General features: G+C 58.3%; 14 protein-coding genes. 4 read left to right on the top strand and 10 right to left on the bottom strand.

Annotated features, from left to right (window positions below; all coding sequences use genetic code 11):
- Positions 1 to 38: 38 nt before the first annotated feature.
- Positions 39 to 593: a cupin domain-containing protein gene (locus C8264_RS00780; RefSeq protein ID WP_108459047.1), complete on the top strand. Its 555-nt coding sequence runs from the start codon at positions 39 to 41 to the stop codon at positions 591 to 593.
- 155 nt (positions 594 to 748) lie between these two features.
- The gene (locus C8264_RS00775; RefSeq protein ID WP_108459046.1) at positions 749 to 1768 is read left to right on the top strand and encodes a lactonase family protein; all 1020 of its coding nucleotides are present in this window, start codon (positions 749 to 751) and stop codon (positions 1766 to 1768) included.
- A gap of 64 nt (positions 1769 to 1832) precedes the next feature.
- Here C8264_RS00775 and C8264_RS00770 read toward each other — a convergent pair whose 3' ends face one another.
- The 10 genes from C8264_RS00770 to C8264_RS00725 form a co-directional block, all read right to left on the bottom strand.
- The gene (locus tag C8264_RS00770) at positions 1833 to 2735 is read right to left on the bottom strand and encodes an aldose epimerase family protein (RefSeq protein WP_162783388.1); all 903 of its coding nucleotides are present in this window, start codon (positions 2733 to 2735) and stop codon (positions 1833 to 1835) included.
- 2 nt (positions 2736 to 2737) lie between these two features.
- On the bottom strand, positions 2738 to 3556 hold the full coding sequence (locus tag C8264_RS00765) for an NAD-dependent epimerase/dehydratase family protein (protein WP_108459044.1): 819 nt from the start codon (positions 3554 to 3556) through the stop codon (positions 2738 to 2740).
- Positions 3557 to 3624: 68 nt separating this feature from the next.
- Entirely contained in the window at positions 3625 to 4833 is a 1209-nt protein-coding gene (locus tag C8264_RS00760) for a mandelate racemase/muconate lactonizing enzyme family protein (protein WP_108459043.1), read from the bottom strand.
- 60 nt (positions 4834 to 4893) lie between these two features.
- The gene (locus C8264_RS00755; protein WP_108459042.1) at positions 4894 to 5736 is read right to left on the bottom strand and encodes an ABC transporter permease; all 843 of its coding nucleotides are present in this window, start codon (positions 5734 to 5736) and stop codon (positions 4894 to 4896) included.
- Between the two features lie 4 nt (positions 5737 to 5740).
- Positions 5741 to 6658: an ABC transporter permease gene (locus C8264_RS00750; protein WP_108459041.1), complete on the bottom strand. Its 918-nt coding sequence runs from the start codon at positions 6656 to 6658 to the stop codon at positions 5741 to 5743.
- Positions 6658 to 7734 carry an ABC transporter ATP-binding protein gene (locus C8264_RS00745; protein WP_108459040.1) on the bottom strand — a complete coding sequence of 359 codons (1077 nt, stop codon included), beginning with the start codon at positions 7732 to 7734 and terminating at the stop codon, positions 6658 to 6660. The genes C8264_RS00750 and C8264_RS00745 overlap by 1 nt, the downstream gene beginning before the upstream one ends.
- Positions 7735 to 7809: 75 nt before the next feature.
- Positions 7810 to 9000, bottom strand: a complete 1191-nt coding sequence (locus C8264_RS00740) for an extracellular solute-binding protein (RefSeq protein ID WP_108459039.1) — start codon at positions 8998 to 9000, stop codon at positions 7810 to 7812.
- 69 nt (positions 9001 to 9069) lie between these two features.
- A complete protein-coding gene (locus tag C8264_RS00735; protein WP_108459038.1) occupies positions 9070 to 9981 on the bottom strand; it encodes a dihydrodipicolinate synthase family protein in 912 nt (303 codons plus the stop codon).
- Positions 9982 to 10635 (bottom strand): GntR family transcriptional regulator, encoded by a 654-nt coding sequence (locus C8264_RS00730; RefSeq protein WP_245892883.1) that lies wholly within the window; start codon positions 10633 to 10635, stop codon positions 9982 to 9984.
- Positions 10636 to 11013: 378 nt separating this feature from the next.
- A complete protein-coding gene (locus C8264_RS00725) occupies positions 11014 to 11940 on the bottom strand; it encodes a LysR family transcriptional regulator (protein ID WP_108459037.1) in 927 nt (308 codons plus the stop codon).
- 135 nt (positions 11941 to 12075) lie between these two features.
- On the opposite strand from C8264_RS00725, the gene C8264_RS00720 reads away from it, so the two are divergent.
- Positions 12076 to 13359 carry an ABC transporter substrate-binding protein gene (locus tag C8264_RS00720; protein ID WP_108459036.1) on the top strand — a complete coding sequence of 428 codons (1284 nt, stop codon included), beginning with the start codon at positions 12076 to 12078 and terminating at the stop codon, positions 13357 to 13359.
- 270 nt (positions 13360 to 13629) lie between these two features.
- Positions 13630 to 14265, top strand: coding sequence for a hypothetical protein (locus C8264_RS00715; protein ID WP_108459035.1), 636 nt, complete (start codon positions 13630 to 13632; stop codon positions 14263 to 14265).
- Positions 14266 to 14426: the final 161 nt, after the last annotated feature.

Below are 14426 nucleotides of genomic sequence, written 5' to 3'. Positions count from 1 at the left end.
GAGATCGGAGCGCTAATACGGCGCCATTGGAGGTGGTGATGACAACGACCGAACAGCTTTGGTCCAAGCCCAAGGGCATGCTGCCCAACAGCCGCTTTCCAGTGCTCGTGCATCGCAACGCCGTGCCCGAAGGCGGCCAGGACGCCGTGCAGGCTCGTTTCCGATCCAATGGCTGGCTCAACAACTGGCGCTATCCGGGCATCTATACCTATCACCATTTCCATTCGACCACCCACGAATGCCTCGGGTGTGCTGGCGGATGGATGGAGGTGGTGCTCTTCGGCGAGGGCGGCGTGCACGTCCGCATTGAGGCCGGCGATATTATCGTGCTGCCTGCCGGCGTGTCGCACTGCATGACCGCCAATTCAAACGACATCCAGATGGTCGGCGGCTATCCCGAGGGCCGCGACTGGGACAACGTTCAGCAAGCTCACCTCACCGAGGATATCCGTCGCGCCGCTGCCAAGCGCATCATGATGCTCCCCATCCCGGCGCTTGATCCGGCCACTGGTGAGCCGATGCATGAATGGATCGACGCTCCGTCCTCTGTCGATGCCGACCTTAACGATTATCGCGACGGCTTAGATTCGTAGAAGAATAGCCGCCAAATTGGAATTTGCGGGGACAGGCGACATGGAGCGTCCATGCCCCCCTAACTCGAAAATGATACTTGCTTGCGCCGGGGAATGACGCGTGGCTTATACAGCGCGTTACGTCGTCATTCGCCGTCAGCAGCGGGAGGAACTACTTGCAACCTGCCTATTTCGTCGTGGTCTGCAATTCTACCGGAGGCAGTCTGAGCCATTATGCCATGAGCGCAGAAGGCAAATTGGCCGAGCTCGGAGAGCAGCCCCTGCCCGGCGTCGGCGCGCCCAATGGTGCGTGTCCCATGACCGTCAGTGAAGACCGTCAGCGGCTTTACCTGGCTTTTCGCGGCCAGCCAGATGAAATACTCAGCTTCGGCGTAGATCCAGCTCAAAGATCGCTCGTGTTGCTTGGCCGTGCTCCATTGGCGGAATCTATGGCGCATATCGCACTCAGCAGCGATGGGCGGTTTCTGCTTTCAGCCTCCTATGGCGGCGGCTGCGTGAGCATGAACCCGGTCGGGAGCGATGGTGTTGTCGGCGCACCGACAGATACGCTGGCGACGGCTGGCAAGATGCACTGTTGCGTGCCGTTACCGGGCAGCAATGCATTCCTTGCGACCAGTCTGGAAGACAGCGTAATTCTAACCCTGCGTGTCAGCGACGCCGGTAAATTGAGCCAGATACCGAGCCGATCCGTTGCGGCCCCCGGGAGTGGCCCGCGCCATTTAGTCCTGCATCCATCTGGAAGGTTCTGCTACCTTGTCACAGAGTTCGCGGCCACCGTATCGGTATACAGCCTGGATGGCGAAGGGCTCTCACCGCAGGCTTTGTGTACCGCATCCACACTGCCCCCGCACTGGCAACGCGAAGGCTGGGGTGCCGACATTAGGCTGACGCCAGACGGCCGCTTCTGCTACGCTTCCGACCGCACATCATCGACCATTGCCGGCTTTTCTGTGCATGCCAACGGCGGCGTGCTTCGGTCAATCGGGTATACCAATGTCGCCTGTTGGCCACGCGCATTCAACATCACGCCCGATGGCCGTTTCATTATCAGCCTAGGCGAGATGTCGGATCGAATAGAAGTTTTCTCGATCGATCAAAGTAATGGCAGCCTGGATAAGCGCGACGCAGTCGCCACCGGCAAGGGACCGAACTGGGTCGAAATATTCGCCACGTGAGGAGCGAGCCGGCAAGGCTCCTCAGTTCAGTTTTTCGACAAAGCCCCGAGGCTCTGTAGGGAAACTAGATGCCGCCAGTGCTGGACCAACAAGAAGCACGAAGCGACATTGCTCCGCTCATGCTCTCGTTTGGAGCAAGAGCGACGTAGTCACCAAAGGGCGCAAATTCTCGACGGTTGTGGACGTCGGGAACGTGGCTGACGGGCTCAATGCACACTACCGGCTGATCGTCGGGCGCGTAAATATGGAGGTTGGAAAGCGCTCCGCTTGCGGTCATTGTCACACGTAGGCTTCGGGGCGGCCAATCGATTGTGGCGGTCCGGCTGTTCCACCCTGAAAAATGCCCATCGAACCAGTTCATCGTGCTGACGTCCAGACCGTCGGCAAAACCGCCATGCGGCGCCATTGGGACTGGCTTATTCGCAAAACCCAATTCGGTTCGCCCAAAGGCCGTCTCGGCGGCAAAAGTCAGGATGGTTCCCTGCTCTTTGGCAAACCATGGGTGCAGACCCATGCCAAAGGGCATCGCAACCTGACCTGTATTGGTCAGAGTTAGTTGAACATCGATGCCATCGTCCTGAAGTGAAAGCGTTTGTTCAAGGACATAGGCGAACGGGTTAAGCGGATTGGCAAAGTTCGTCCGCATTTTGACGACAGTCGCCGTTTTGCCCAATACCTCCCATTTTCGATCCCGGGAAAAACCATGAAGCGCCGCATGCTGTGCGGCATGGTTCATCGGCACGGCGATCAATCGTCCCTGGAAGTCAAATTGCGCGCCGGCGAGCCGGTTGGCGAAAGGCGCCATGACGAAACACCCCGCCCCCTGTGTCGGCCCCTCCTCGGGGCAGCGCCGCAGGATATCGAAACGCTCGTCGCCACGTCCCCAGGCGAATGCGAGAAGATGCGCGCCTCGATCAGGGTCGAGCGTGACGCCGCAATGCTCGTTGCACAGTTCGACAATCGCCACCGCTACAAACCTTCGAAACCGGGTCGCTGACGCGTATAATCGATCGCGCAGATGCCACCACCCTGGTAGTGAGCGGCTGCAGGATGCTCGTCTGCGTGGGCGATATCTGCGGCATAGTCTTCCGCATTGTCCTGCGGGCTATAGCCAATCCGCGCCGCATCATCCCCGCTCCACCACGCTCGGGTATTGTTTGAAATACCCCATACGATTGCACAGCCGGGCGCTTCCGCATTCAGGGCCGCCAGGATCAGGCGCTCGAGATCGGGATGAGAGAGCCAAGTAGAAAGCTGACGAATATCCACGGGGCGCGGCAAGCAAGAGCCGATGCGCAGATGCACGCTCTCGACCCCGTGCTTGGCAAAATAGAGCTGGCCCAGCATTTCGCCATAGATCTTGGAAATGGCGTAAAAGCCATCGGGCCTGAATTCCTCCCGAGCCGTTATCGCTCGGCTGCGCGGATGAAAGCCGACGGTATGGTTGGAACTGGCGAATACCATACGCGCGCCAAAGCGGCGAGCCGCTTCGTACATGTTGGACGTGCCGATGACATTTGCCGGCAATATCGCCTCATGAGAATGCTCTCCATTGACGCCGCCGAAATGGAGGATGGCAGAGACACCCTCTGCGGCCGACATGACGGCATCGACGTCCGCAATGTCCAGTCGAAGGAACGTGGCGTTCTGAGGAAGGTCATCGGGAAAGTCGAGGATATCGGTCAATCGCAGCCGGTATCCGCGCGCGGCCAGAAGGGGTGTCAGGACGCGGCCGATTGTGCCTGCCGCACCAGTCAGCAAGATGGGTTTGGTTAGATTATCTGGCATGATCTCAGCCCCTTATTCGAGCCACTGCCCCGGGAGAACAGGCAAAATCGTCTGGGCTGCCAACGGCGTCACAAGTCGGCAACGCCCGTCGTCCGCCGAACAGCGTCCTTGTTGGTCAGCACGAACTCGCTGAGTTCAAGACCAAGCCCAGGCCCCTCGAAGGGGTAGATCTGCCCGTTTTCGATGCGCGGCATGACGGTGACGAGGTCTCGATACCAGGAACTGTAATAGGCGCGAACGGATTCCTGGAAAATCGCATTGGGCGCGTTGAGTGCCAGATGGATGGACGCCGCGAAGACAACCGGGCCCGTGCAATCATGGGGTGCGATCGGCCGCTGGAAAGCTTCCGCCATGGTTGCGACCTTCTTGGCTTCCGAAAGGCCCCCGCACCAGGAGATGTCGAGCATAACGTAGTCGGCCGCTCCCCGACGCAACAATTCGAGAAACTGAGCGCGCGTGGCAAGCGTCTCGCTTGCGCACACGGGAAGTCCCGAGCGTTCGGCATAGATAGCCAGCGCGTCCGCATCCTGCATCTTGATTGGATCTTCCATCCAGAAGGGGCGGAATTCCTTAATTTCGCGTGCAATCGCCAAGGCCGATGGAAGATCCCACATCGAGTGCAGCTCTACCATTACTTCCATTTTGTCGCCGACAGCGTCGCGGATCAGGCGGAAGGGCTCAAGCGCCTTATCCAGATCTTTGCGATGGATGAAATTGCCGCCGCCGGACACCGCGAATGGGTCAAAGGGCCATATCTTCATGGCCTCGATACCCTCCGCGAGCAGGCTTTGCGCAAGTGCTCCGGCATCGTTGTGAAAAGCAACCTGGTCCTCGTAGGGGCCCTCGGCCTCTACGGTTTCGTTGGCGTTGACGTAGCGACGGGCGCCCTTCTTGTTATAGGTATAGCCCGCACAGGTATTATAGGTTCGGATCGACGGACGAGAGAGGCCGCCCAGCATCTGGTGGATGGGCAGACCTGTTGATTTCCCGAAGATATCCCACAATGCGATATCGACCGCGGACGCCGCGCGGATTTCAACTCCGGACGACCGGAACCCCACATAAGGCTCCAGCAGCAGCTTGGAAATCCGGTCAATTTCGAGTGGATTTTGCCCGATCAGGAGCGGCGCGATATCGTTGTGCAAATATGCTGCAACCGCTGGCACACCGCGGAAGGTCTCGCCCAAGCCGACGATGCCCTGATCGGTATGCAGCCGCACCCATAAGATGTTGTTCAGATGAGGAAGCTGGATAGTTTCGAGCGCCGTAATCTTCATTGTTTGCGATCTCGCTGCGAACGGAAGCGCTGCAATGCGCTTCCGTCGGAATGGACAAAGTCAGTGAGCGTTGGCCTGCTTGCCGCGCGCCACGATCTGGGTGGGGTTGACGAAGCGCAAGGCAATCAACAGCCAGATCAGCGTCGAGACCATATAGATGACGGCCATGGCATCGATCGATTGCACCGCGCGAACACCCGCCGCGAAGACAGAGTAGTAAAGCGCGACGACGAGAGTCTGGCTGGTGGGTCCCGCAGTGAGGAAGGTGAGCTCGAACATGGCGACCGTGCGCACCAGGACCAGCAGCAGGGCGGCCAGAATGCCCGGCAACAGCATGGGCAGGAGTACATGAATGAACAGCCGGAAGGTGCCGGCACCGAAGACTCGTGCGGCGGCTTCGATCTTGGGGTCGATCTGCTCGATGAACGGGATCATGACAAGGATCACGAAGGGCACGGTAGGGACCAGATTGGCCAGCACCACGCCCCAGAACGTACCGCCCGGACCCCACTGGTAGAGGACCGTAGCGAGCGGAATACCGTACGTTATCGGAGGGACCAGCAGCGGCAAGAGGAACAGCAACATCAGCAGTTTCTTGCCCGGAAAGTCTCTTCGCGCCATGGCATAGGCCGCTGTTACTCCGATGATCCCCGATAAGGCGACCACGGTGAAGGCGATCTGGAAGGTGACAAGCAGCACCTCGCTGAGCTGAAATTCCTTCCAGGCTGCGAGATACCACTTCAAGGTAAGGGCTTCCGGGAGCCAGGTGCCCAGCCAGCGGGTACCGAAGGAGGAGATCACGACGACGGCGATCATCGCCAGTACGTTGACGACGAAGAAGATGACGGTGGCCCAGACGGCGGCGATCCAGAGCTTGGCACCGATTGTGGTATCGCGGATCATAGAATTACCCTTTCCCGCCCGAGGTCGTGCCCCGATAGAACATGTTGCGGATAGCGAGAATGGCGACGACGACCCCGAGCTGCACCACAGCCATGATCATGGCGATCGCCGATGCCATGGAGAAATCGTACTGCTCAAACGCCGCTTGCGCCGCGGCAATGGAGATCACGCGCGTATCTCCAGATGGCGCACCCAGCAGAACTGCCGAGGGAAACACCGCAAAGGCTTGAACGAAGGTCAGGCAGAATGCGATGGCAATGCCAGGCACCAGAAGCGGCAGCATGACAAAGCGGAACCGCTGCCAGCTATTGGCACCGTGCGTGGCGGCTGCCTTTTCCAGCGCCGGATCGATCCCGGTGATATATGAAAGTGTCAGCAGGAACGTGAATGGGAACACCGTGATAATCAGAGAGGCCAGCACGCCCCAGTAGTTGTTCGTCAGCTTCAGCGGCTCCTCGATCAGACCGATCAGAATGAGGATGCGGCTGAACCAGCCCTGTGGACCGAGATAATTGAGCAGGCCTTCTGCGACCAACACCGTGCCCAGTGTCAGCGGCAGCACAAGAATGGTTGTGAGCAGGCGTTGGCGTTCCATCAGGCGCACTCGCATCGCAATCGGGATGGAGAAAGCCAAGCTCAGGATGGTTACGGGCAGCGCGAGGCGCAGCGTCGCTGCGATGGTGTTGTAGAGGTACGGATCGGAAAAGAACGCCTGGTAATTCGCGAGGGCGCCGCCGCCTGCCATCGGCGTGAACGAAAGCACCAGCCCGTAAAAAAACGGGTAGATGAACACTCCCACGATGAAGATGGCTGCCGGCAGGATCAATAGCGTCACACCATCAATACCGCGCAACGCCAGTTTCTGACGGATGCTCTTGTTGCCTCGCTCGGCATGGTGACCATCGAGTGCGGAGACTGTCATCACACCTCCTTGTCGGCAAAGATGATGGTGCGATCCGGATCCACCGACAGGAATACCCGGCTGCCGACCGCCACGTTTTTGGGCGTATGGAAAACAAGCTCCACGTCGTCAGCGGTTCGCGCCGACCCGACAAATTCGCGCCCACGATATTCGATGCTTTCGATCACCGCCGGCAGGGTATTTGCGTGCTCATCGCCAGAGGTGACGTCATCGCCGCGTGCGGCTACCAGAGCGGCGTCACCGACGTTGAGATCATTTCGCAGCATGCCAGTCAGTGTTGCATTGCCTACCGCCACCGATGCCTGCAGGCCGTTGCGAGCGGTGACGACGCCACGAAGACAATTTCGGAAACCCATGAACTGAGCGACGTCGATGTGATCGGGACTGTCATAAAGTTCATGCGGGGCGCCGATTTGGCGAATAGCACCGTCGCGCAGGACGACAACCCTATCGGCCAATGACAGCGCTTCGTCCTGATCGTGGGTCACATAAATCGTAGTTGCGCCCAACTGGGCGTGAATGCGACGAATTTCGGCGCGCATTTCGAGGCGCAACTTGGCGTCAAGATTGGACAATGGCTCATCCATGAGCACCAATGGCGGCTCGATGACGATAGCGCGGGCGATGGCGACGCGTTGTTGCTGGCCTCCCGAAAGTTGCCCCGGCGGCTTATTGCCCTGCCCTTGCAGCCGCACGAGTGTGAGAGCCGCATCGACCCGGCTCTCGATTTCAGCTTTGGCTACGCCGCGCATCTTGAGGCCGAACCCAATATTCTCGCGTACGCTCATATGCGGGAACAGCGCATAGTTTTGGAACACCATGCCAAAGCCACGGTCTTCGGGCTTGAGCTGATCGATGCGCTTGTCATCGATAAAGATGCCGCCGCCCGTCGTTGCGAGCAGGCCGGCAATGCAATTGAGCGCGGTGGATTTTCCACATCCCGAGGGACCCAGCAGAGCGATAAACTCCCCCTGGCGGATGGTGAGGGAAATTTCGCGCAGGGCATTGAAGGAACCGAAGGCGCGGCTCATGCGCTCCAGCCTGAGTTCCTTGAATGGGGTGGACGACAGCTGCATGGGAATTAACTCCACAAGGGCTCACGGTGCAAAGCTATGAAGCGCACCGTGAGTTTGTTGTTGGCGTGGATAGGCTTACTTGGCGACTGAGGCGACTTCCTCGTCCCAGCGGCGGAATGCTGTCACCAGCGATTCCGGCTCAAGCGGCAGTTCGATTGGATTGTTCGCAATCCAATCGGCATATTCTGGACGCCCGAACTCGGCAATCGCGTCCTGGCTTTCCTGCGGTGCCATCTCCAGTGTCACGCCCTTGACTGCCGGACCAGGGTAGAAATAGCCCTGGTCATAGGTATAGGCCTGCTGCTCCGGAGTCAGCATGAACGCCATCATGTCAAATATCACGGCCAGCTTTTCATTGGACACACCCTTGGGCACGGCGAAATAATGGGCGTCGCAGACCCAATGGAAGCCCTCGAGCTTGGAAACCTTGGCTTCCTTGGGCACGACACCCAGAACGCGCGGATTAATGTCCCACCCAGTGGTGGTCACAGTCATGTCGCGGGTGCCTTCGCCAAACTCTTTCATTAGCGCTCCCGTGCCGGACGGGTAATACTCGATATTCTTGTGCAGTTCCTTGAGGTATTCCCAGGTTTTGCTCCATCCGGCTGATGGGTCCTTGGGATCGCTGTCGCCCAGAAGATAGGGCAGCCCCATCAGGAAAGTGCGGCCTGGGCCGGAGTTTGCTGGCCGGGCATAGATGAACTTGTTGGGGTTTTGGCGGGTCCAGTCGAGCAGTTGCTCGGCGGTGGCAGGAACCTTGGCAACTTTATCGGGCATATAGGAAAGCAGCGGCCCGGACGGGTAGTAAGTGATGGTGACCCCACGCCCCTGTGCCAATTCCTGCATGCGCCAAGCTGGATCAAGATAGATGGACTGCAGGTCTGGCAAGCCGCTGTCCGCGACATCCAGCAGATTAACCCAAATGTCGTCGGCAAGACCGGCCGACAAGGCATCGGGACCGATAATAACCATGTCGATGTCGACGCGATTGGCTGCCTGCTGGGCGCGGATTTTCCCCGGCAACTCCGGGGATGGTGCCTTGTTGAAGGTAATGCGCGACACCAGATCGCCCCTGGCGGCAACGTAATTGTCGAAGGCAGGCTGGGTCAGCGCTAGATTGCCCGCAGCATCGATGATGTTCAGCGTAACCGGCGATGTTGGCAGGGGGAGACCGGCAGCCATTGCGCGTAGCGGTGCGAGTGCGCCAAGGCCAGCAATGCCGGCTGCGCCGCCAAGGAAATGTCGACGTGATAGTGTGAAACTCATTATGTCCTCCTCAGGGTAAGTTTGGTTGTTCTAATGCCGGTGCCAAACTCACCGGGCAGTTTGTTGTCTTCAGGCGGCCTTGCTTGCCTCCCAGCCGGACAGAATTTCGTTCAGCCGCCTACGGTCGGCGTCATCCAGAGCGGGTAAGCCCGGCAAACGGGCAGGTCCGACGGAATCTCCACGCATGGTCAGCGCTTCTTTGACGACAGTCACATTGGCGCCGTTGTTGAACTTGGTTCGCATCTGCTCGAAGCTGGCGATCGCGTCGACAAGCGAGCGGGCCAACGCGTAGTCTCCTGCTTCCAGCGCCTTCCAAACAGCCAGCGAGCGCCCTGGATCAAGATTGACGAGGCCTGAGGTAAACCCCTTGGCTCCTAAGGAGTAAAACGGCACTGCCCAACTTTCGGCCAGCCCACAAATCCAAACGGGCGCCTGCCCGGCAGTGGCCCGAACGCATTCTGAGAACAGCGTCAGGTTCGTGGAGGCGAACTTTATTCCGGCGATGTTGGCATGTTCGGCGATCCGTCCGAGATCGTCGAGCTTGATGGCATCGGAACGAAGGTACGCTACGACCGGCAGTTCGGAGGCCTCGGCAATGGCAAGGAAATAGTCGGCTTGCGACTGCGGCGCGGCGAATGGATCAAGCGGGTGGTGAACCATCACACCATTTGCTCCCGCCTGCTTGGCTGCCTTGGTGGTGGCGATCGCCTCCTTTATCGAGCGGCCTGCGGCGGCTGTCACAGTGGCGCGTCCATCATTGGCTTCGATGGCGATCGATTGAAGCCTTACCACCTCGTCAAAAGTCAGGCTGAAGAACTCGCCGGTATTGCCGCCGCTGACGATGTTGTGGATGCCAGCGGCTGCAATGCGCGCGACAATTTTGCCGGTCAATTTCGGGTCGATTTCACCCGAGCTGTCGTATGCAGTAACATGCACGCCGGAAATGCCGGTCAGTACGCGCCGATAAGCTTCGATATTCATTCAATCCCCCAGAGCCTGTGATCCAAAAACCCTGCGCACATGCTCCTCCCCAGCCGTCATCACATGCTCGCGCATGCGTTTTTCGGCTAGGTCCTGGTCTCGCAGGTTGATCGCTTCGAAAATTGCCGTGTGTTCGCGAAACGAGCGTTCGCGTTCATGCGCCTCCGCAAGAACTAGAAGACGCGTTTCATGGTTGTACATGCGCTGATTGCTCTGCAACCGCCGCAGATATTGGCATCCTGAAGCCTCATGAATTGCGTCGTGGAACTTCTCATTGAGTGCGATCAACTCATTGAGGTCGGCAACCAGGAGAGCGCTCTTCATCTGCTCTAGGGTTTCGCTGAGACGCAGGACATGAGATTTTTCGATGTGCTTGGCGGCTTGGCGCGCAATCATGCTCTCAAGCGCAGCACGGGCGAGTGTCATTTCCTCCGCCTGACGCGCGTTGAAGGTCACATAGCTGCCTCGCCGCGCTTCTGTACGGACGAGCCCCTCCGCCTCCAATTGGCGGAGTGCTTCCTTAAGGGGTGTCGTACTGATGCCCAGCTCCGTGGCGAGACGGCGCTCATTGAGCTTTTCGCCGGCTTTCAGCCGACCCGAGATGATCGCCTTGCGAACGAGGCCGTGCACATGCTCACGGAGATTCTTCAGCATCCAGGGGTCAACTGGAGACAGTGGAACTTGCTCATTCATTGCCGCCCCCTCTGTTTACATAAGAGCGACTTACCATCTGAAATCTGATATATCAAGAACCAAATGGCGCGGACGAAATGAACCATGTTCAATTATTACATCAAGACGATGATGTAGCTTAGGCGGGGCGGCCGGGTTCTTGGCCGCAGGACGCTTGGCAAGCGCAGAAGAGATCACTCGCAGCCTCTCAGTACCGTGCAAGCCGGCCGAAATGGTGGCTTCGAAGATCACTGATTTGCAAAAGCCCTCCCACACCCAGCGTTTGCTTACTGCGCACCGCAACTCACCCGGCGAATCCACAGCATTGATCTCGCGGGTTTCGGGATGATCATGCAAAGGTCAAGTTAAGAGCGGGGGCAGCGTTTTACGGCACGCTGCGATCAGCCAATCCAGCGTTTGTTCCAGCCGCTGTTCTCCGCGCCGCTCCTTAAGCACATAGATCCCCATCGGTATGCTGGTCGGTCTTGCCTCCTGCAGGACCTCCATCACTCCCTGTTCAGCGAAGTACGGAGCGATGACGTTGGAAATTCGCAAGAAGGCATCAGTATTGCGCAAATAGTCGATACAGGCGGAAATGGAGTTCGATCCGAAGATGTAGCGGTCGCGACCAAATGAATCTTCGCCGCGCTCGCGCCGCCAGTCGTTGTCAAAGAAGCGCTGCTGCCGGCTCTCCGCAAGGGAACTGGTGATCAAGGGATAGGCCTCGATCTCCTGGCTCGTACGCATTGCTCCGAGCAATGGATGCCCCTCGCGAACGAAGACACCGTTATAGACCTGGCTAAGCCTTATGAACTGCGTGCCGATGCCGGAACTGAGGCCCCGAATTTCGTGCGAGACGAACAGGGAAATGTCGCCTGACAGCAGCTGGTCAAGGCAACGCAACTGGTCTCCGAGGCTCACCTGCACAGGTGCTCTTGGATTGTGCCGCTGGTAGTCGAGCAGCATTTCGCGAACAAAGACGGTCCACCAGGAATAACCGCTGCCGATACTGATGCCGCGCTCGTTGCGCGTGCGCATGTCCCCCACCGACTTGCGCATGTTGTCGTCCAGGCGCTGGATCAGCCGGGCATTCTCGTAGACGATTTCTCCATAGGCGGTGAGCCGCACGCCACGGGCTGAGCGGACAAAAAGTTGCGCTTTGAGGTCGCTCCCAAGCTTGTGCATATTCACGGTGAGCGTCGGCTGGGTGACATTCAGAACAGCGGTCGCCGCCCTGATGCTGCCTGTTTCCGCGATCGCGATGAACTGGTTGAGCAGCTTATCCACCTTGCCTCCGGTGATAGGTTTTCTCTATCGAGAGTATACCAGATCGTATTTTTCTTACGCACTCCACTATGCCAGACTGCCGGAAAATAAAATGGCGCACATAGCGCTTCCGCAACGAATCATCGGAGGATCAAGATGACGTTTCGCATTCCCCGCCGCCAGTTTTTGCTGGGCAGTTCGGCACTAGCTGTCTCTTCATTCGGTTTGATGCCGACGTTCGCGCAGCAGGCCTCGCTGCGTCTCGCATTTTGGGGCGGCCAGGATCGTGCCAACCGCACATATGCAGTGGCCGACATGTTTACGGCGGAGACCGGCACCGAGATTGCGGGTGAATTCATTGGCTGGGACGAATACTGGACGCGGTTGGCCACTCAGGTGTCGGGTGGCGGTGCCCCCGATGTGTTCCAGATGGATTATCGCTATATTGTCGAGTACGCATCGCGTGGCGTGGTCGCGCCCCTCGATGACCTGCTCGGCGAAACGCTCCGGCTCGATGGTTTTGACGAGGACCAGGTTGAGGGCGGCCGGGTGGGCGGCAAACTATATGGCGTGTCGCTTGGCAGTAACTCGGCAGCGATGATCTACAACGCCGCGGTGTTCGAGGAAGTGGGCATAGCGCCGCCTGATCTGTCGACAACCTACGATGATTATCGAGCAATGGGGGAGGCCTTTGCCAAAGCCAACGTTCGCAATGGCATCAAGGTGCTCTCCGACTCATCCGGCAGCGATGTGGTATTCGAGAACTGGCTTCGCCAACAGGGTAGCGCGCTCTATACGGCCGAAGGAACGATAGGGTACGATGAAGCAGCCTTGCTCGAATGGTTCCGTTTGTGGGCAGGTCTACGCGATGCAGGCATCATCGTTGCTCCCGAGGATCAGGCCTTAAGCACGGCTTCCGCTGAGGCCAGCATGATTATCACGAACAAGGCGGCCACAACGCCTATTCATTCCAACGAGCTGGTCGTCTATCAAGGGCTAAGCCAGGAAAAGCTAGGTCTTGCCTGCTATCCCTTGATCGATACCGGGACGGGCGGGCACTACCGCAAGCCATCCCAGTTCTTTTCGATCAGCGGCAGCTCGGCTAATGTTGCGGAAGCAGCGGCCTTTATCTCCTTTTTCGTCAACGATCCCGGGGCTGCAAAGGTGCTCGGTGTGGAACGCGGTGTACCCTGCAGTCAGCGTGCACGCGATGCGCTTACGGATGATCTTCCACCAGAAAGCCGCGCGGCAGTCGAGTTCGTCGGCTCGCTTGGTGAACTCGTCGGGCCATTGCCGCCATCTCCTCCACCTGCGGCGGGCGAAGTCAGCAAGGCGCTTGGACACATATCGCAGGAAATTGCCTTCGGCATGCGATCACCAGAAGATGCAGCGCAAGCGTTTATCGTTGATGCTACAGCAATCCTGGCTCGCGTCGGTTAGGTCCCCTAGTTAGCGCCTTTGCAAATGCTAGTATGAGCAACAAACTACTGTGGGACGCTGTTCTACAACAGCGTTCCCTGCGATGGCTGAACGGGTTCACCTTAGGTATGTTCGCCCTGCGCGCCAATTCGGTCAGTGCGGTAAAGCGAATATGGGGATCACGATCGGTCCGAGTAACTTGAGAGCCTCTGGTCGCCAATGCTGGAGACATGGGTCCTTTGCTCCAGTCAATGAGTTGAAGCATCGGTGCGGAAGACATATCTGACGAGTATGCCAGCAAAACCCAAAATCATCGCGGAGACCGATCTGGTCGAGGAGTGGACGCTGCCACCCGCTGCCACACTCGGATCGACGGTCAGGACCAAGGGAATCCTGCTTGAAATGCGCGCCCGCTTGCCTTCTGCCACGAAGAGGTCGCTCGACGTAATGGGCGTGGTGCTGACTCTGCGCATGCCGGAGGGCTTTGACGACGAGTTTCGAGCGGCATTGGCGATCGTGTCGAAAGGACTGGAAGGTATAGAAAGCCTGCCAGTGATCCCCCGCGAGATCCAGGATATCCTTTCCATATCAAACACCGAACGATATCGTTGGCTCAAGGACGGCCGGCTTAAAAGCGCTGGAACGCGCACGGTGAAACTGCGTGGTCGCGCCAAGAAGATAACCTTTCATGTATTCGATCCTCGATTTGTCGAAGAAGTGCTCAACGAGGACCTCGTATCAGCCTGGCGCGAGGACGATGCGATTACCAAAGCCGAGAACCGGCGCCAGGCAGCCTGGAAGGCAAAGCTCACCCGTGCGCAGAAGCCACGCGTCAGAGAGCCAGCGCCTGACAGTAATCCAGAGGACGCCGCGCGCTATCTGCTCAAGGGATGGGAAGAATTCGAACGTGACGGGCTGCTTCGCTAAATGGGGCCCGTCATGACCTCCTTTTTATTCCGGGCAGCGTCAGACCTTACATAGCTCGACAAACAAATTATCTGTGCGCTTGGCGAGGCGGCATGATCACAAGCGAGAAAAAGCTTGAGGTTCGAAGCGGCTGGCGCGGCCATACTGAACCACGCCCGCCC

Origin of the sequence: Devosia naphthalenivorans (assembly GCF_003056355.1) — a bacterium.
Taxonomy (GTDB): domain Bacteria; phylum Pseudomonadota; class Alphaproteobacteria; order Rhizobiales; family Devosiaceae; genus Devosia; species Devosia naphthalenivorans.
This window is presented reverse-complemented; position numbering and strand designations above follow the sequence as displayed.

Excerpts from the sequence above, each read along its gene's own strand:
- C8264_RS00780 (WP_108459047.1), top strand. The coding sequence starts at position 39 with ATGACAACGACCGAACAGCTTTGGTCCAAGCCCAAGGGCATGCTGCCC.
- C8264_RS00765 (WP_108459044.1), bottom strand. The coding sequence starts at position 3,556 with ATGCCAGATAATCTAACCAAACCCATCTTGCTGACTGGTGCGGCAGGC.
- C8264_RS00760 (WP_108459043.1), bottom strand. The coding sequence starts at position 4,833 with ATGAAGATTACGGCGCTCGAAACTATCCAGCTTCCTCATCTGAACAAC.
- C8264_RS00755 (WP_108459042.1), bottom strand. The coding sequence starts at position 5,736 with ATGATCCGCGATACCACAATCGGTGCCAAGCTCTGGATCGCCGCCGTC.
- C8264_RS00750 (WP_108459041.1), bottom strand. The coding sequence starts at position 6,658 with ATGACAGTCTCCGCACTCGATGGTCACCATGCCGAGCGAGGCAACAAG.
- C8264_RS00745 (WP_108459040.1), bottom strand. The coding sequence starts at position 7,734 with ATGCAGCTGTCGTCCACCCCATTCAAGGAACTCAGGCTGGAGCGCATG.
- C8264_RS00740 (WP_108459039.1), bottom strand. The coding sequence starts at position 9,000 with ATGAGTTTCACACTATCACGTCGACATTTCCTTGGCGGCGCAGCCGGC.
- C8264_RS00735 (WP_108459038.1), bottom strand. The coding sequence starts at position 9,981 with ATGAATATCGAAGCTTATCGGCGCGTACTGACCGGCATTTCCGGCGTG.
- C8264_RS00730 (WP_245892883.1), bottom strand. The coding sequence starts at position 10,635 with ATGCTGAAGAATCTCCGTGAGCATGTGCACGGCCTCGTTCGCAAGGCG.
- C8264_RS00720 (WP_108459036.1), top strand. The coding sequence starts at position 12,076 with ATGACGTTTCGCATTCCCCGCCGCCAGTTTTTGCTGGGCAGTTCGGCA.
- C8264_RS00715 (WP_108459035.1), top strand. The coding sequence starts at position 13,630 with ATGCCAGCAAAACCCAAAATCATCGCGGAGACCGATCTGGTCGAGGAG.